This is a genomic window from Thioalkalivibrio sp. AKL10 (assembly GCF_000381845.1).
In the GTDB taxonomy this organism is placed as follows: domain Bacteria; phylum Pseudomonadota; class Gammaproteobacteria; order Ectothiorhodospirales; family Ectothiorhodospiraceae; genus Thioalkalivibrio; species Thioalkalivibrio versutus.
Map to the genome: position 1 here is coordinate 591,087 of NZ_KB907142.1, position 18,268 is coordinate 609,354.

The 18,268-nt window shown below is 66.4% G+C and carries 15 protein-coding genes; all 15 read left to right on the plus strand.

Annotated features, from left to right (window positions below):
* Window position 1 precedes the first annotated feature (1 nt).
* The 15 genes from G333_RS0102855 (at window position 2) to ribF (ending at window position 18,247) form a co-directional block, all read left to right on the plus strand.
* Entirely contained in the window at window positions 2-2,071 is a 2,070-nt protein-coding gene (locus G333_RS0102855; RefSeq protein WP_019627605.1) for a chemotaxis protein CheA, read from the plus strand.
* Window positions 2,072-2,091: 20 nt separating this feature from the next.
* A complete protein-coding gene (locus G333_RS0102860; RefSeq protein WP_018938350.1) occupies window positions 2,092-2,613 on the plus strand; it encodes a chemotaxis protein CheW in 522 nt (173 codons plus the stop codon).
* 21 nt (window positions 2,614-2,634) lie between these two features.
* On the plus strand, window positions 2,635-3,414 hold the full coding sequence (locus G333_RS0102865) for a ParA family protein (RefSeq protein WP_019627606.1): 780 nt from the start codon (window positions 2,635-2,637) through the stop codon (window positions 3,412-3,414).
* Between the two features lie 24 nt (window positions 3,415-3,438).
* Window positions 3,439-5,682, plus strand: a complete 2,244-nt coding sequence (locus tag G333_RS0102870; protein WP_019627607.1) for a methyl-accepting chemotaxis protein — start codon at window positions 3,439-3,441, stop codon at window positions 5,680-5,682.
* Window positions 5,683-5,717: 35 nt separating this feature from the next.
* On the plus strand, window positions 5,718-6,539 hold the full coding sequence (locus tag G333_RS0102875; RefSeq protein ID WP_019627608.1) for a protein-glutamate O-methyltransferase CheR: 822 nt from the start codon (window positions 5,718-5,720) through the stop codon (window positions 6,537-6,539).
* Window positions 6,539-7,162 carry a chemoreceptor glutamine deamidase CheD gene (gene cheD / locus G333_RS0102880; RefSeq protein ID WP_019627609.1) on the plus strand — a complete coding sequence of 208 codons (624 nt, stop codon included), beginning with the start codon at window positions 6,539-6,541 and terminating at the stop codon, window positions 7,160-7,162. The genes G333_RS0102875 and cheD overlap by 1 nt, the downstream gene beginning before the upstream one ends.
* Window positions 7,163-8,242: a chemotaxis response regulator protein-glutamate methylesterase gene (locus G333_RS0102885; RefSeq protein ID WP_019627610.1), complete on the plus strand. Its 1,080-nt coding sequence runs from the start codon at window positions 7,163-7,165 to the stop codon at window positions 8,240-8,242.
* Between the two features lie 11 nt (window positions 8,243-8,253).
* Entirely contained in the window at window positions 8,254-9,453 is a 1,200-nt protein-coding gene (locus tag G333_RS0102890; RefSeq protein ID WP_019627611.1) for a methyl-accepting chemotaxis protein, read from the plus strand.
* 176 nt (window positions 9,454-9,629) lie between these two features.
* On the plus strand, window positions 9,630-9,935 hold the full coding sequence (locus tag G333_RS0102895; protein WP_019563018.1) for an STAS domain-containing protein: 306 nt from the start codon (window positions 9,630-9,632) through the stop codon (window positions 9,933-9,935).
* A 9-nt stretch (window positions 9,936-9,944) separates the two neighbouring features.
* Window positions 9,945-11,729, plus strand: coding sequence for a SpoIIE family protein phosphatase (locus tag G333_RS0102900; RefSeq protein WP_019563019.1), 1,785 nt, complete (start codon window positions 9,945-9,947; stop codon window positions 11,727-11,729).
* Window positions 11,726-13,936 carry a bifunctional diguanylate cyclase/phosphodiesterase gene (locus G333_RS0102905; protein ID WP_019627612.1) on the plus strand — a complete coding sequence of 737 codons (2,211 nt, stop codon included), beginning with the start codon at window positions 11,726-11,728 and terminating at the stop codon, window positions 13,934-13,936. The genes G333_RS0102900 and G333_RS0102905 overlap by 4 nt, the downstream gene beginning before the upstream one ends.
* A gap of 238 nt (window positions 13,937-14,174) precedes the next feature.
* A complete protein-coding gene (locus G333_RS0102915; RefSeq protein WP_018650621.1) occupies window positions 14,175-14,894 on the plus strand; it encodes an SDR family NAD(P)-dependent oxidoreductase in 720 nt (239 codons plus the stop codon).
* Between the two features lie 285 nt (window positions 14,895-15,179).
* Window positions 15,180-15,401 (plus strand): cold-shock protein, encoded by a 222-nt coding sequence (locus tag G333_RS0102920; RefSeq protein WP_196799411.1) that lies wholly within the window; start codon window positions 15,180-15,182, stop codon window positions 15,399-15,401.
* A gap of 257 nt (window positions 15,402-15,658) precedes the next feature.
* The gene (gene murJ / locus G333_RS0102925) at window positions 15,659-17,230 is read left to right on the plus strand and encodes a murein biosynthesis integral membrane protein MurJ (protein WP_019627613.1); all 1,572 of its coding nucleotides are present in this window, start codon (window positions 15,659-15,661) and stop codon (window positions 17,228-17,230) included.
* A gap of 54 nt (window positions 17,231-17,284) precedes the next feature.
* A complete protein-coding gene (gene ribF, locus G333_RS0102930; protein ID WP_018650622.1) occupies window positions 17,285-18,247 on the plus strand; it encodes a bifunctional riboflavin kinase/FAD synthetase in 963 nt (320 codons plus the stop codon).
* Window positions 18,248-18,268 lie beyond the last annotated feature (21 nt).

Consider the following 18,268-nt stretch of genomic DNA (forward strand, 5'->3'; position numbering starts at 1 on the left):
CATGTCGATCGACATGGCCCAGTTCATCGATGCCTTTCTCGAGGAGAGCTTCGAGGGGCTGGAGCGCATGGAGACCGAGCTCCTCGCGCTGGACGATGGCGACCCGGAGACGCTGAACACGATCTTCCGCTGCGCCCACTCGATCAAGGGCGGAGCCGGGACCTTCGGGTTCGGCGCGATCTCCGGGTTCACCCATGGCGTGGAGACCCTGCTGGACCGCATGCGCAACGGCGAGCAGGAGGCGGCCCCGGACACGGTGAACCTCCTCCTGCGCGCGGTGGACACTCTGCGCGCGCAATTGCACGCCGCCCGCGATGGCGGCGAGGCCGACCCCGCCGAGGTAGCCGAAGTGCGCGCCCTGATCGAGGCCCATCTGGGAGATGCCGCGCCCGCCAGCGAAGCCGGAAACCCGCCGGCAGCCGGTGGCAACGATGGTACCGATGCCTCCAGCGGCGGGGACCACGGTGGCCCGCGCGGCTGGCGAATCCACTTCCGGCCCTACGCGGACCTGATGCGCACCGGCAACGACCCCCTGCGCATGTTCGAAGTGCTGGAGGAACTGGGCAGGCTGACCGTGCACTGCGACACCGACCGCCTGCCGGACAGCGTCGATGCCTTCGATCCGGAGGACTGCCACCTCGCCTGGACCCTGGAGCTGGAAGGCGATGCCACCCGCGACCAGATCCAGGAGGTCTTCGAATGGGTCGAGGACGAATGCGATCTGGAGATCGAGCCTCTCGAGTCGGGCGGCGAATCGGGCGACGAACCGACCGCTGATGCGCCCGCACTAACCCCCGAGACGGCTGCACCATCCGACAGCCAGCCGGAGACACCGGCCGCACGCGGCGCCAGTGGCGCACGCGGCTCGGAGTCCAGCTCCATGCGGGTGAACACCGGCAAGATCGACGCCCTGATCGACATGGTGGGCGAACTGGTCATCACCCAGTCGATGCTGACGGACATCAGCGAACAACTCGAGGAAGACCCTTCGCAGATGGAGGCGCAGATCGAGCGCCTGCGCACCGGCCTGGGCGAACTGGAACGCAATACCCGCGAGCTGCAGGAAAGCGTGATGAGCATCCGCATGGTGCCGATCGCGCAGGTCTTCAACCGCTTTCCGCGGCTGGTACACGACATCTCCGGGCAGCTGGGCAAGCAGATCGAGCTGACCCTGAAGGGCGAATACACCGAGGTCGACAAGACCGTCATGGAACACCTGGGCGACCCGCTGGTGCACCTGGTGCGCAACGCGGTGGATCACGGCATTGAAATGCCCGAAGAACGCGCTGCGGCCGGCAAGCCGGAGACCGGCCAGGTCACCCTGGAGGCCTTCCACCGGGGTGGCAACGTGGTCATCGAGATCCGCGACGACGGCAAGGGCATGGACGCCGACCGCATCCTCGCCAAGGCCCGCGATGCCGGCCTCGTTGGGCCCAACCAGCATCCGGACCGCCACGAGATCCTGCAGCTGATCTTCGAACCCGGCCTGTCCACGGCCGACCAGGTCAGCGACCTGTCGGGTCGCGGGGTCGGCATGGATGTGGTCAAGAAGAATATCCGCGGTCTCGGCGGCAACGTCGAGCTGGAGTCGGAACCCGGCAAGGGTTCGCGCCTGACCATCCGCCTGCCGCTGACGCTGTCGATCATGGATGGCCAGTTGCTGAAGATCGGCGAGGAGACCTTCGTGATCCCGCTGATCGCGATCGTCGAGTCGCTCCAGACCCTGCCAGAGAGCGTGAAACAGGCCTTCGGCAAACTGCCGCTGTACCGCCTCCGGGACGAATACATTCCGATCGTCGACCTCGCGGCCCTGTTCGGTCGTACCGAGCCCAGCCCACTGCCGGAGCGCGCCCTCCTGGTGGTCGCCGAGGCCGACGACCAGCGCGTGGCGCTGCGGGTCGATGACCTGCTCGGTCAGCAACAGGTGGTCATCAAGACGCTGGAAACCAATTTCCGCAAGGTCCCCGGCACGGCCGGCGCGACCATCCTCGGGGACGGCCAGGTGGCCCTGATCCTGGATGTCGCCGGGATCGCGCGCATGGCCAGCGGGCGCGATACCCGCGCGGCCTGATCATCAAGGAGCCGAACGCAATGGCGAACGACGCAACCCAATCGATCCACGACCCGGCCACCGCCGGCGAGGACCAGTACCTCACCTTCATCCTCGCGGAGGAGGAATACGGCGTGGACATCCTGCGGGTGCAGGAGATCAAGGGCTGGGAACGCCCCACACCCCTGCCCAACACGCCGGACTACATCCGCGGCGTGATCAACGTGCGCGGCATGATTGTGCCGATCATCGACATGCGTCTGCGCTTCGGCATGGAGCCGCTGGAATACGGCCCCACCACGGTGGTCATCATGCTGCGCGTGGTCGGCGAGGAACGCGAACGCGTAATGGGCGTGGTCGTGGATGCAGTCTCCGAGGTCTACAACATCGGCTCGGACAACCTGCAGCCGGCACCCGACTTCGGGACCCGCATCGGGGTCAACTTTGTACGCGGTCTGGCGACCGTCGAGGAACAGATGATCCTGGTGCTGGACATCGACACCCTTCTGGGTCCGGGCCTGATCGCCAGCGCCGATGCCATCGAGGCCGAGGCGACGGCGTAAGCCCGACCTCGCACACGGACCATGCGAACCATCGCGGTGATCAACCAGAAAGGCGGGGTCGGAAAGACAACGGTGACCCTGAACCTCTCCCATGCCCTGGCCCTGCAGGGCTACCGGGTGCTGGCGATCGACGCCGACCCGCAAGGCCACCTGAGCATGGCCTTCGGGCTGGAAGACCCCGCCGGCCTGGACCGCGTACTGCAGGACGGGGCCCGGTTGCAGGATGCCTTCAGCGAGGCCGGCAACGGACTGCAGATCGTCGCCGCCGGGGATCAACTGCAGGAGGTCGAGAACCTGAACCAGGGCGGCGCCGAACGCGGCTGGCGCCTGAAAAAGGCCCTGGACGCACTGGATCAGCCATTCGATTTCGTGCTGATCGACTGTCCGCCTTCGGCGGGCTTGCTGGGAATGAACGCGATCATCGCGGCCGACGAGATGCTGATCCCCGTGGCCGGTGACTTCCTGGCCCTGAACGGCCTGTCGCGTCTGATGCGCATCCTCCAGGGCGTCGAGGCGCGCCTGGGCTCGACCCGCAAGAAGTGGATCGTGCTGTCGCGCTTTGTCGAGCAACGCCGGCATGCCCGCGAGGTCCGCGAACGCATCCGCGAGCACTTCGCCGAGGCGCTGCTGCCGACCACCATCCGCGAGACGGTGGTGCTGGCCGAGAGCCCGAGCTTCGGGCAGACGATATTCGAGTACCAGCCGCGCCACCGCGCGGCCGGGGACTTTCAGCAACTGGCCGCCGACCTGGTCGCGGCCGGGGCACCAACAACCACCCGCCCGACGGCGGCACACGCCTGAGCCTCGAGCCAGGGAGAACGGGCCATGACGACACGCAAACGCAACAAGCTGGGCAACGACCCGCTGGGCTGGCTGGACGAATCCGGCGCGGCCGGCGAGGCGAGCGGCGACGAGCCCTCGACCGCGCCCCAGCCGACCGCTACGGCCACGCCCGAGCCCCTATCCGGCCCGCAAACCGACACTTCCAAGAAAACGAACAAACCCGCGCGTCGCCGCACCCCGGCATCACGCCAGACGAACAAGCAAAGCGAGGACACCCCGATGGCCGCCACTCCGCAAACCGACGCCGCACACAATGCCCCGAACGAGATGATGGACGGGCACTTCATGCGTGCCGCCTGCGAAGGCTCGCAGATGGCCGTGATGATGTGCGACACCGACATGAACATCATCTACGCCAACTCGGCCGTGATCAGCCTGCTGCGGAAACGCAGCCATGTCCTGCAGCAGCACTTCCCGAACTTTGACCCGGATAACCTCGTGGGGCAGTCCATCGACCAGTTCCACAAGGACCCGTCGCATCAGCGCGCCATCCTGTCGAACCCGGCACGCATGCCGTACACCGCCGAGATCGAGGTCGGTGGCATCGATTTCAAGCTGCAGGCTTCCGGCATCACCGATGACAACGGCGCGCTCGTCGGCAGCATGGTGGAGTGGCAGGACATGACCGAATGGAACCAGTCGGAACGCGAGCGCGCTCGCTTCAAGGCGGCGATCGATGGCGCTACATCGTCACTCATGATGTGCGACGAGAACATGACCATCACCTTCTCCAACGCAGCGCTGACAACCATGTTCCAGAAGCATCGGGCAGCCTTCACCAAGGCGTTCCCAAGCTTTGATCCGTACAACATGGTTGGCCAGTCCATTGACCAGTTTCACTCGGTTCCGTCGCATCAGCATTCGATCCTGAAAGACCCCTCCAAGCTGCCCTACCAGACCGAAATCAGCCTGGGTGATCTGCGCTTCTGGATTAACGCCACAGCGATCATTGACGAAGACGGCAATTACGCCGGCAACATGCTGGAGTGGCGGGATGTCACCGAGATGCGAAACGCCGAGGCCGAGATCGATACCCTTATCCGGGATGCCGCAAGCGGCAAACTGGGTGAACGCCTTGAGGCCGAGCGCTACAGCGGCTTTACCCAGAGCGTTGCGGAAAGCGTAAACGAACTGCTCGACGCCGTCGTGCCGCCCGTTCGCGAGGGCTCCCGCGTCATGCAGGCCATGGCGGAGGGCGACCTCAGCGTCCGCATGGAGGGCGAATTCCAAGGCGAATTCGGCGAGTTCCGCGACGCCATCCACACCTCGCTGGAAAACCTCGACGACCTGGTCGGGCAGATCCTCGAGGGCGCCGGCAACGTGCGCTCGGCCTCGGCCGAGATCGCCCAGGGCAACACCGACCTGTCCCAGCGCACCGAAGAGCAGGCCTCCTCGCTGGAGGAGACCGCCTCGTCGATGGAGGAGATGACCTCCACGGTGAAATCCAACGCCGACAATGCCCGCCAGGCCAATCAGCTCGCCAGCGCCGCGCGTGACAAGGCTCAGGAAGGCGGCCAGGTCGTGGAGAAGACAGTCTCGGCAATGGGCGAGATCAACCAGTCGTCGAAGAAGATCGCCGATATCATCGGCGTGATCGACGAGATCGCATTCCAGACCAACCTGCTGGCGCTCAACGCGGCAGTGGAAGCCGCCCGCGCCGGCGAGCAGGGCCGCGGCTTCGCGGTGGTCGCCACCGAGGTGCGCAACCTCGCACAGCGCAGTGCCCAGGCCGCCAAGGAGATCAAGACCCTGATCAACGACTCGGTGGAGCGCATTGGCGAGGGCAGCAAGCTGGTCGACAACTCCGGCAAGGCGCTGGAGGAGATCGTCGACTCGGTGAAGAAGGTCTCCGACATCATTGCCGAGATCGCCGCGGCCAGCGAGGAGCAGTCCACCGGCCTCGACGAGATCAACAAGGCCGTGACCCAGCTCGACGAGGTTACCCAACAGAACGCCGCCCTGGTCGAAGAGGCCGCGGCCGCCAGCGAGTCACTGGACGACCAGTCACGCGAACTGCTGGACCTGATGAGCTTCTTCAAGGGCGAACAGTCCGCGGCCGCTGGCCGCTCGATGAAACAACCGAACGCCAAGCCGGCACCGCAGCCCGCCTCCGGGAGCGCCGGCGGGCTGAAGCGCCCGGCCTCTGCCGGTGGCAACGCCGCCGCCAAGCGTCCGGCTGCAGCGCCCTCGCGCCAGGAAAGCTCGGAAGAATGGGAAGAGTTTTGAGTCCTGACACTCAACCCATGCCAGGGAGAGACTGATTGGCCGCCTCCGATCGCCTGAGCGAACGCGACTTCCGGCGCGTAGCCCGCCTGACCCAGGAACGCACCGGGATCATGCTCAACGAGAGCAAGAAGGAGCTGGTGTTCAGCCGGCTCTCGCGGCGGCTGCGCGTGCTCGGTCTCGACGCCTTCGACACCTATCTGGACCGGGTCGAGGGGGGGGACGAGGGCGAACTCGAGGAGTTCATCAATGCGCTGACCACCAACCTGACCGCGTTCTTTCGCGAACCGCATCACTTCGAGATGCTGGGTGGCCCAGTGCTGCAGGAGATCCGACGGCTCAACCCGAACGGCCCGCTGAAGGTCTGGTCGGCGGGGTGCTCCACCGGCGAGGAGCCCTACTCCATCGCCATGACCCTGGCCGAGGCCCTGCCCTCGCCGGATGACGTACGCATCCTGGCCACCGATATCGACTCGCGCGTGGTCGAACATGCCGACGCCGGGGTCTATGACGCCAAGCGCGTCACCGGCATCCCGCGGGCACGCCAGAAACGCTGGCTGCTGCGCGGCAAGGGGGCTAACGAGGACCGGGTGAAGATCCGCGACGAGCTGCGCGCCATGGTGCACTTCCGCCAACTGAACCTGTTCGATCCGTGGCCGATGAAGGGCCCGCTGGACGTGATCTTCTGCCGCAACACGCTGATCTACTTCGACAAGCCGACCCAGAAGCAGCTGGTGGAGCGTTTTGCCACGCTGCTACGCCCGGAGGGCTACCTGTTCATCGGCCATTCGGAGTCCCTGTTCCGCGTGACCGAGGACTTCCGGCTGCTGGAACAGACGCTGTACCGGCGGGCCGGCTGATGTCCGCCCTGCCGCAGCTGCACGATGGCGCCTTCGCGCACATCAATCGCTACTGGGATCGGGTGCATGCCTGCCCGGCGGCGAAGCTGCTGCCGGGCGAATGCTATGTCTCGGTCTCGCATTCGGAGCTGATCACCACGGTGCTTGGCTCCTGCGTCTCCGCCTGCGTGTGGTCATCCGAAGCCGGGGTCGGGGGCATGAACCATTTCATGCTGCCGGATGGCGACCGCGACAGCGGCTGGGGGCCGGCCGTCTCCAACGCCACCCGCTACGGTACGCACGCGATGGAGTTCCTGATCAACGAGCTGCTCAAGCTGGGAGCCCGGCGCGAGGATCTGCGCATCAAGATGTTTGGCGGTGGCCGCGTGATGGCCGGAATGAGCGATATCGGCGCGGGCAACATCGCCTTCATGCGCCGGTTCCTCCGTGACGAGAAACTGGAATTGGTAGCGGAAGACGTGGGCGGGCGCTGGCCGCGCAAGGTCGTGTTCTTTCCCGCCACCGGGCGGGCACGGGTCAAGAAACTCGTGTCCCTGCACAACAACACCCTGCTCGAACGCGAGCAGGACTACCGCCGCCGACTGCAGGACGACCCCCTGCAGGGCGACGTGGAGCTCTTCTAGATGTCTGCCACCTCCAAGCCCATTCGCGTCCTGGTCGTCGACGACTCGGCCCTGATCCGCAAGCTGCTTACGGAAATCCTGTCCCAGGCGCCGGACATCGAGGTCGTGGCTGCCGCAGCCGACCCCTTCGACGCTCGCACCAAGATCAAACAACACGAGCCGGACGTGCTGACCCTGGATGTGGAGATGCCGAAGATGGACGGCATCACCTTCCTGCGCAATCTGATGCGGCTGCGCCCGATGCCGGTCGTGATGGTCTCGTCACTGACCGAGGAAGGGGCCGACGTGACCCTGGAGGCGCTGGAGGTCGGCGCGGTGGATTTTGTCACCAAGCCCAAGGTGGATGTCTCCCACGCCCTGCAGGACTATGCCGACGTGCTGATCGACAAGGTCCGCACGGCGGCGCGCGTCCGCCTGCAGGCGCGCAGCGCCACCCCCGCCCCGGCACCGCAGCGGCTGGCCAGCGCGGGCAGCGGACGTTTCCGAACCACCGACCGGGTCATCGTCCTGGGCGCCTCCACCGGTGGCACCGAGGCCCTGCGCGAGGTCCTGGTCGCCCTGCCACCGGACGCCCCGGGTATCCTCATCACCCAGCACATCCCGGCGGGGTTCAGCCGCGCCTTCGCCGAGCGCATGGACCGCAACACCGCGCTCAGCGTAAAAGAGGCCGAGGACGGCGATATCGTGATGCCGGGGCATGCCTATGTGGCCCCTGGCAGCGACTACCACCTGCGCCTGGCGCGCGACGGTGCCCGCTACATCTGCCGGCTCGACCAGGGCGGCCCGGTAAACCGCCACCGCCCCAGCGTCGACGTGCTGTTCAACTCCGCCGCCGAGCAGGCGGGGGCCAACGTCGTCGCCGCCCTGCTGACCGGCATGGGCGACGATGGCGCCCGCGGTCTGCGAGCGCTGCGCGACGCCGGCGCCCACACCATCGCCCAGAACGAGAACACCAGCCTGGTCTGGGGCATGCCTGGCGAAGCGGTCAAACTGGACGCCGCGGTGCAAGTCCTGCCGCTGGGAGGCATCGCCGCGTCCCTGATCCGTGACCACCGCAACGCCGCCGCATCCGGCCAATAGGAGCAATGTGAATGGACGACCGCATGCAATGGCTCACCCGTGATTCGGCCCAGAAAGGCCTGGCGCTGGCACTGACCGCCCTGCTCCTGCTCGCGGCCATCATCGCCGGCTTCTACGCCGCCTGGTGGCAGGCACTGGCCGCCGCGATCCTGGCCGGGCTGGCAGCGCTGCTGGCCCTGGGCATCCAGCAGCGCGGGCCGACAACCGCTGACACCGTGTCCGATGAGCGCGCATCCCCGGGCCAGCCCACCGGCGGGAGCGAACTCTCCGACGAGCTGGATCAGGCAATGGACTTCGAACTGGGGCAGCTGTCGGCCGAGATCGGCCGCCAGCGCGGGCTGATCGCCGAGGCGGTGAAGGAACTGGGTTCCAGCTTCAACGAGATGCACCAGATCGCCGGACGCCAGATGGAACTGATGACCAGCGAGGTCGCCCAGGACGGTGACGACGAGGGCATGACCCATGCCGAAGTCATCACTGAGCTGACCCGCAAGTCCGACCAGACCCTGCAGATGTTCATCGACACCCTGGTCCAGATCAGTCGCCAGAGTGTCGAGAGCGCCCACCACATGGAAGACATGAGCCAGCACATGGACGGGGTGTTCAAGCTGCTGGACAGTGCCGGCGCGATCGCCGGGCAGACCAACCTGCTGGCGCTGAACGCCAGCATCGAGGCGGCCCGCGCCGGCGAGGCCGGGCGCGGCTTCTCGGTGGTGGCGGACGAGGTGCGCTCGCTGTCGCAGCGTTCGGCAACCTTCCACGACGACATCCGCAAGCAGATCGACCAGGCCCGCGAGTCGATCAGCAAGGTGCATGGCACGGTGCACGACATGGCGTCGCGCGACATGAGCGAAAGCATGGGTGAAAAAGAGCGCATTACCCACCTGTTCGACTACGCCCGGCGCGCCACCGACGAACTGGACGAGCGCATCCGCGAGGAGGCCGAGTTGAGTGAGCGCATGAATCAGGCGGTTTCCATCGCCGTGCGCTCACTGCAATTCGAGGACATTGCCCGGCAGTCGCTGGGCACCGCCGAAGAGGCGGTTACCCACCTGCAGGAACTGCAGGGTATCCTGCACGAGGCCCGCTCGACCGAAGACGCCCGGGCCATGGCGCAGCGCGTGCGCGAGTGGCGCGACCGGCGCCAGGAGAACTACCACCGCGCGGTGGACCAGCAAAACATGGGCACGGGCGAGGTGGAATTGTTCTGAGCTTTTGCCGTCCTACTCTCCCCTGACGGCTACCTTGTTACGAAACGCCTGTTGGTCATTTTTCGGCGGGGCTCAGATCCCGCTTGCCGTGCACCATACGCTGAGGCCACCAGAAAGGGTTGCGTCAGTGTTTCCATTACCGGGCAGCAAGCCCGCCAGAACGCCAGGAACCACACATGAGCATCGAGCAACACGCCTCCGACGATGGCAAGGATGTCCGCATTCGGATCAAGGGTCGGTTCGACTTCGAACAGCACCAGGACTTCCGCGCCGCTTACCGCGCAACCGCCGGGACCGGCGTGCGCTACACCGTGGACCTCTCGCAGACCGAGTACATGGACAGCTCGGCGCTGGGCATGCTGCTCCTGCTGCGCGAGCACGCTGGGGGTGAATTTTCCGATGTCACCATCGCCGGCGCCTCCGAGGGTGTGCGCAAGGTCCTGGATATCGCCAATTTCGGCCGCCTGTTCCGCATCCAGTAACGCGGCATCGTGAACCAGCCGACCGATACCTCAGCCACCTACCCGCCCCCTCCGGATGAACTGATCTCCGGCCAGGGCTTGGTGCTAGTCGCGGACGACGACCCCCACAACCGCCGCCTCCTGCGCATGATGCTGATGGGGGCCGGATACCGAATCCGCGAGGCCAACAACGGCCTTGCCGCGGTCGAGGCCTGCCGCGAGCAGGTACCGGACCTGGTCCTGATGGACGTAATGATGCCGGAGATGGACGGCTACCAGGCCACGTCCATCATCAAGACCGAGATGGGAGATCACTTCGTGCCGGTGATCTTCCTGACTGCCCTGGATGACGAGAACGCCCTGCTGCGCGGTATCGAGTCGGGCGGCGACGACTTCCTCAACAAGCCGCTGAATCTGGCGATCCTCAAGGCCAAGATCCATGCGATGGAGCGCCTGCGCGATCTGCACACGGGGCTGCAAAGCCGCAACGAGGCCCTGCTGCGGGCCCAGGCGCGTCAGGCCTGGGAGGAAGAAACCGCCGAGGGCCTGTTCTCGCGCGCCATCACCCGCCGCAATCGCGGCCTGGATCGGTTGTGGCTCCACCGCTGCGCCGCTTCCACCTTCAGCGGCGACGTGGTGCTCTCCGATTACACCCCCGACGGGGCCCTGCGCGTGCTTGTAGGAGACTTCACCGGCCACGGCCTGACCGCCGCCATCGGCACCTATCCGGTCAGCGAGACCTTCCACACCCTGACCCAGGAGGGCGTGGACGACCAGGAGTTGTTGCACGAACTGAACCACGTCCTGCACGACTTCCTGCCCGCGGCGATGTTCATGGGGGCGGTTCTCGCCACATTCTCCCCCGACGGGCACCGCGTTCGCCTGTGGAACGGCGGCATGCCCGACGCCTGGCTGTGCAACACGCACCAGGACCGCGTGCGACGCATCCAGTCGCAGGCCATGCCGCTGGGTATCCTCGACCGTCTCGACCACGATACCGGCGCCCGTTCCTTCGATCTCGACGAGGGCGACTGGCTCACCCTGGTCAGCGACGGGGTGCTGGAGGCAACCGATGTTGCCGGGGTCGCCTTCGGCGAAGACACCGTCTTTCGCCAATGCCGCGCCAGCCATTCCGCTGCCGACGCCTTCGAGCACATCCGCGAGGCCCTGGACACCCACTGCGGGGACCAGACACCCGCCGATGACATGACCCTGGTGACCATTGACTGCACCCCCACCGTGGTGACCGAGAGTGGCCGCCCGCAAGGCCGCCAGCTGCGGGGCACCCTGCGCTGGTCGCTGGATGCCAGCGACCAGCGCCTGGCGGAAGTCGATCTGGTCGGCGCGGCCCGCACCCAGCTACTCGAATGGCTGCCCAACCTGGGGGGCGGGCACGCCGAGGCACTGCAAACAGTGATCGCCGAGCTTTGCAACAACGCCTTCGAACACGGCGTTCTGCGCCTGGACTCCGACATGAAGGCCACGGTGGAAGGCTTCGAGCAGTACTACCAGCAGCGAGCCGAGGGGCTGCGCGACATTCGCGGCCGGATCGGCGTATCCCTGCGCTACCGACCGATGGCCACCCAGCACTGCATCCGCATTCGGGTCCGCGACAGCGGGCCGGGCTTTGACCACCAGCATCTCCAGGAAACACTGGAAGGCCGGGGAGACAAGCGGCTGTGGGGCCGCGGGCTGACCCTCGTACGCCAGCTCTGTGAAGACGTTCGCTACCACGGCAGTGGCAACCTGGTGGAGGCGGATTACCGCTGGGATGTCGCCCCGGGCGTGACGGACAAGAAGAGGGCATCCGCATGACCTACGCCCTGGAGTCCGTGCGCAGTCCGGCACCGATCAATTTGGTCAACGCCCTGGGCGAGGCGGTCCTTTTCGTGGCAACGGATGGCCACGTGCGTTACGCAAACCCCGCGGCGGAGCGCCTTTTCGGTGCTACCGCCTGCAGCCTGGACGGATGCGATCTGACCACCCGGATCACCCCCCACGACTCGGCCTTCGATCTGATTGAACAGCTACGCGAATCGACCCTGGCCGATGGCCTGATCCCCCGCCGCGACCCGGTGGAGATCCTCTGCGAGGATGGACAGACGCGGTCCGCCCTGCTGGACATCGGAAGCTGCCAGCACCCGCATGAAAGCGTGCAATTCGTGGTGCTGCGCGAGCCGCACACGGACCAGCCCTACGACACGCCGGAACAGGTCGAACACCTGCGCGAGGCCATCGACCTGCTGACCCGCCAGGTGCAAGAACGCATGCGCGCCGAGCAGGCCCTGCAGGATAGTCACCGACGCCTGCTGGCCGCCCAGCGCGTGGCCCGTATTGGGCATTGGGATCTGGACTTGGTGACCGACGAAATCCAGCTTTCTCCGGAAGCCAGTGTGCTGTTCGGGCATGACGACCGCCCCCGCTCCATGACCCGCGAGGCGCTGATCGAAGCGACCCACCCGGATGACCGCGCAGCCCTGGCCTTCGCCCTCCTGCGTCTGGCCAACGGCGAAACCCCGCGGTTCTCCATCCGTCACCGCCTGCTACTGCCGAACGGCGAAGAACGCTACATGCTGGCCGAGGGTGAACGCGCCGGAGACACCCCCGGCCGCATCCTCGGGATCCACCAGGACCTGACCGACCGCGAGAAGACCGAACAGGCGCTGTTCAAGCTGGTCAACTTCGACGCCCTCACCGGCCTACCCAACCGCACGGGTTTGCGCACCCGTCTGCGGGCGGCCCTGGAAGACGCCGAACGGCAGGGTGAATCGCTGGCGGTGCTGCTGCTCGACATCGACCGGTTCACCTCGATCAACAGCACCCTGGGACACGACGCCGGGGATGCGCTGCTGCGCGCCTTCGCCCAGCGGCTGCAAAACCTGCTGCGCCCGCGCGACACCCTGGCCCGCCTGGCCGCCGACGAGTTCGCCGTGGTCCTTACGGAAATCGACAATCTCGAGCAGGCGAAAGAACGTGCCAACGCCATCCTGCAACACTGTTCGGAACCGTTTGCCGTGAGCGGCGGCCAGCATGTAGCCACCAGCAGTATCGGCGTCAGCCTGTTTCCTCAGGATGCCCATGGCAAGGACGACCTGTTGCGGCATGCCACCGGCGCCCTGCACGAAGCCAAGAACCTCGGGGGCCACACCTACCGCTTCTATACCCAGGAGCTGAACAGCTTGGCGCGCGAACAACTGGAGCTGGAGCAAGCGCTACGCGCCGCGATCCGCCAGCAAGAATTCGAGCTCCACTATCAGCCGCAGACCGGGCTCAATCGCGGCGACACCGTCGGCGTCGAGGCCCTGATCCGCTGGCATCACCCCGAGCGCGGCATGGTATCGCCGGGCGACTTCATCCCGCTGGCGGAGAAGACCGGGCTGATCGTGCCCATCGGCGACTGGGTCCTGCGCACCGCCACCCGGCAACTGGCGGAATGGGATCGCCTGGGCCTGCCACCGCTGCGCCTGGCCATCAACCTGTCCGCCCGGCAGTTCGCCGACCCCGAACTGCCCGAGCGCATCCTGGAGACCCTGCAGGCGGCCGGGCTCGCCCCCGAGCGCCTGGAAGTGGAGATCACCGAGAGCGTACTGGTCGAGGATATCGACGCGGCGGCCGCGATGCTCCAGCGTCTGGTGCACCTGGGCGTCTCGGTGGCGATCGACGACTTCGGCACCGGGCAGTCGTCCCTGCGCTACCTGCGGCGGCTGCCGCTGACCACGCTCAAGATCGACCGTGAATTCACCTGGGGCATCGGCAACGACCCGGACGACGAGGCGATTACCCGGGCGATCATCGGCCTGGGCAAGACCTTGAAGCTCCGGGTATTGGCCGAGGGCGTGGAGACTGAACAGCAGCACGCCTTCCTGCGCGACATGGGCTGCGACGAGGTCCAGGGCTTCCTGCTCGGCCGTCCGATGCCCGCCGCCCAGCTCGAACGCGAATGGAAGGAACACTCGCACACCGGGGTAACCGCATTGGGTGTACACCACAGAGGACGGGGCGAAAACCGAGGATGGCCTTGAAGCGAGCAGGATGCTGATGAGCGCAGCGAATCGCATCGATCCCACGGGGCAACCCGCCCCCGATGCGTGTCACATAGCTCAACGCATCCTACCGCTGCACGCCGCGAATCCGCCTGAAGGCCTTGTGGTGTCCTCTGTGCCCTCTATGGTGAAAACGCTTTTCACCTGACCCTTCTGCGTGTCTTCGTGGGCTTCGTGGTAGACAATCCCTCCATCGGCAAAACCAAGGAGAAAGAGCATGCAGGACGGCAGTTTCGGTTCGGCACTCGTCACCGGTAACTCCAGCGGTCTGGGCCTGGGCCTCACCCGGGCACTGCTGGAACGCGGCGCGAAGGTCTACGGCATGAGCCGGCGCGGCTGCCCCGAGGCCGGGGTGAGCGGCGACGAAAAAGTGGATCTGGGCGATTTCAACGCCACCGGGGCCGCAATGGAGCGGCTGCTGGGCGGCGTGGACCGCGTTGATCTGGTGGTGCTAAACGCCGGGCTACTGGGCCACATGCAGCGCATGCAGGACGCGCCGATGGACGAGTTGCGCCTGCTGATGGACGTGAACACCTTCGCCAACAAGGTCATCCTCGACGCGCTGCTGAAGCAGCGCGTGGCCGTCGGCCAGATCATCGCGATCTCCTCCGGCGCGTCGGTCTCCGGGCATGCCGGCTGGAGCGGCTATTCGCTGTCCAAGGCCGCGCTGAACATGATGATGCAGCTCTACGCGCACGAGTTCCCCGAAGAGACCGCCATCAACGCCTTCGCCCCGGGCCTGGTCGACACCGCGATGCAGGACTACCTGTGCGACGAGGCCGACCGCGAGAGCTTCCCGGTGCTCCAGCGCCTGAAGGCGGCGCGCGGCACCCCGGACATGCCCGACCCGGAAAACGCCGCGCGCGCCATCCTGGATGCCCTGCCGCGCCTGCGCCACACGACCCGCGGCAGCTTCGTCGACATCCGCCAACTCTGACGCCCGTTTCGGTTTCGCACGCAGAAAACTGCGGTGGAAACGCTCTTGACGCTGCCCTTCTTCGCGGCTTCGGGCGGTTGGGGCGCGGACCGCGACCCAACCCGGAAAATCGGCTTCGCAGCGCCAAAAAAGGTTCATGAAGGTGCGTTGGATTTTGCCTGGGATGGCGCGTATAGTCGGGAGCGTGATTCGTGGTTGAGCGACAACACTAGGAAGTTTCTAGTTTCTGAACCAGTGCTCCCGTTGATCTGTTGGCAGCATGCCGCGAACACATTTGTTAGTTACATGAAGAGGTTACAAGTTGTGAATACTGGTGTTGTGAAGTGGTTCAACGAGAGCAAGGGTTTTGGTTTCATTACCCCCGATGATGGCGGCAAGGACGTGTTCGTCCATTTTTCCGCGATCAGCGGTTCGGGTTTCAAGACCCTGGCCGAAGGCCAGAAGGTCTCCTTTGAAATCCAGGAAACCGCCAAGGGCCTGGCCGCCGGCGAAGTGACCGCCATCTAAGGCGCCACTCCCAAGGCTGACGGCTCCTTCGTTGGACCGTCCGAAAAGGCCGCCTCCGGGCGGCCTTTTTCGTGTCCGGCGTTCTGCATTCACCACGAAGCACACGAACAGACGGATTCGCAGTGCTCATCCGCAGTGCAATCGCCCTTGACCCGGACCTCCTGCATGTCTTCGTACGCTTCGTGGTGAATGCAGAAGTTCATCGAGAATGATTCAAGTACACTGCGGGGCTTTCCCGAAGGCTGCTCCCGCACGCGATGAACCGCCTGTTTCGCTCCACCGCCGTCGTCAGTGGCATGACCATGATCTCCCGGATCATGGGCTATCTGCGCGACATGGTGCTGGCGGTCACCTTCGGCGCCGGGCCGGCCACCGACGCCTTTTTCGTCGCCTTCCGCATCCCGAATTTTCTGCGCCGACTGTTCGCCGAAGGCGCCTTCAACCAGGCCTTCGTTCCGGTGTTCGCGGAGTTCCGCGAGAAGCGCGGGCGCGAGGCCCTGCGTGATTTGCTGGATCACACCGCCGGCACCCTGATGACGGTGGTCACCGTCGTGACCCTGATCGGGATCCTGGCGGCGCCGGCACTGATCTGGGTGTTCGCCCCGGGGCTGGGCACCCAGGAGGCCGGGCGCCAGGACCTCGCCGCAGCCATGCTGCGGATCACCTTCCCTTATCTGCTGTTCATCTCGCTGACCGCAATGGCGGCCGGCATTCTCAACAGCATCGGGCGCTTTGCGGTGCCGGCCTTCACCCCGGTCTTCCTGAACCTGTCGATGATCGTCGCCGCGCTGTGGCTGGCGCCGATGTTCGACGAGCCGGTGGTGGCCCTGGCCTGGGGGGTGTTTATCGCCGGGGCCCTGCAACTGGCCTTCCAGATCCCCTTTCTGTGGCGCGCGGGGCTACTGCCGCGCCCGCGCTTTGGACGCGCCCACGAGGGGGTGCGCCGGATCGTGAAGCTGATGCTGCCGGCGATCCTCGGGACCTCGGTGGTACAGATCAACCTGCTGGTGGACACCCTGATCGCGTCGTTCCTGGTGGCCGGATCGATCTCCTGGCTGTACTTCGGCGATCGCTTCGTGGAGCTGCCGCTGGCCCTGTTCGGGATCGCGATCGGCACGGTGATCCTTCCGCGCCTGGCGCGGCAGTACAACCTGGCCGACCCGGCCGCCTTCGGTCGCACCCTGGACTGGGCCCTGCGCCTGGCGATGCTGGTCGCCCTGCCGTCGATGGTCGGTCTGGTCGTGCTCGCAGTGCCGATCCTGGCCACGCTGATCCAGTATCAGGCCTTCACCCAGTTCGATACCTACATGACCGCGATGGCCCTGGCGGCCTATGCCCTGGGCCTGCCCGGCTTCATCCTGATCAAGGTGCTGGCGCCTGGCTTCTTCGCTCGCCAGGACACCAAGACCCCGGTGAAGATTGCGATCATCGCCATGCTCTGGAACATGGTGCTGAACGGCGCCTTTGTGCTGCCGTGGTATCTCTCCGGCACGCCCGGAGCGCACGCCGGACTGGCACTGGCCACCTCGGCCTCGGCCTATATCAACGCCGGGTTGCTCTACCGCGGGCTGATCCGCGAGGGCATCTACCAGCCAGGACCGGGTTTGCGCTCGTTACGCCTGGGGCTGCCCCTGGGGCTCGCCGCGATGATCGGGGTGCTGATCTGGCTCTCGCCGGAGTTCGGCCAGTGGACCGAGTGGCCCGTCGACACCCGCCTGCTGGCGCTCGCCGGCCTGATCCTGGCCGGCACCGCCACACTCGCCGCCACGTTGTGGCTGACCGGCGTGCGCCCGCACCACTTGCTGCTGCGCGAAGGCACCGATCAATGATGCCGGGGAAGGCCTCGGCGGGTTATACTTTCGGTTTTGCGCGGGATCGGGGCGATGCGGCTGATTCGCGGCCTGGGGCCGGCCGACAGCAAGGCGTTCGAGGCAGCCGGCATGCATGGCGCGGTGGTGACCATTGGCAACTTTGATGGTCTGCATCGTGGTCATCAGGCTGTTCTGGGACGGCTACTCGAGGCGGCGCAGGATCGCCAGGCGCCGGCGCTCCTGATGACCTTCGAGCCGTTGCCACGCGAGTACTTCGCCGCACGTTCCCAGGCCCCCGCGCCACCCGGCCGCCTGCAGCGGCTGCGCGATCGCCTGGTGACGCTGGGCGACAGCGCCCTCGGCGCAGCCTGGGTCCTGCGTTTCGACGCGCAGCTGGCGGGGCTTTCGGCCACGGCCTTCATGGAGGAGGTCCTGCATCGCCGTCTGGGCGCCCGCCATGTGCTGGTGGGCGACGACTTCCGCTTCGGACGCGGACGCGAGGGCGATCAGTCGGCCCTGCAGACGGCCGGAAAACGTCTCGGCTTCACCGTCGAATCCACCCCGACGGTGCGTGACGCCGAGGGGCGCATCAGCAGCACGCGGGTGCGCGCCGCCGCCGTCGCCGGCGACTTCGCCCGCGTGGCGGAGCTCCTGGGGCGGCCCTACCGGCTGCACGGCCGGGTTGCACACGGCGACAAGCGCGGGCGCACCATCGGCTTTCCCACCGCGAACCTGCGCCTGGGGCCATGGCCGCTGGCACTGCGCGGGGTGTACTCCGGCTGGCTGCGCCGGGCCTCCGGCGAGGCCCTGCCCGCCGTCGCCAACATCGGCTGGCGTCCGACGGTGGGTGGCACCGAACAGCGTCTGGAGGCCCACGTACTCGAGGGCCAGCCCGACCTGTACGGCGAGGCCGTCTGTTTTGAACCCGTCGCGCAGGTGCGCGGCGAGCAACGCTTCGAGGGCCTGGAGGCGCTGCGCGCGCAGATCGCGCGTGACGTCGAAACCGCCCGCACGCAACTCTCCGCACACGACTGAAAACCGGCCCGCAGGGCCGAT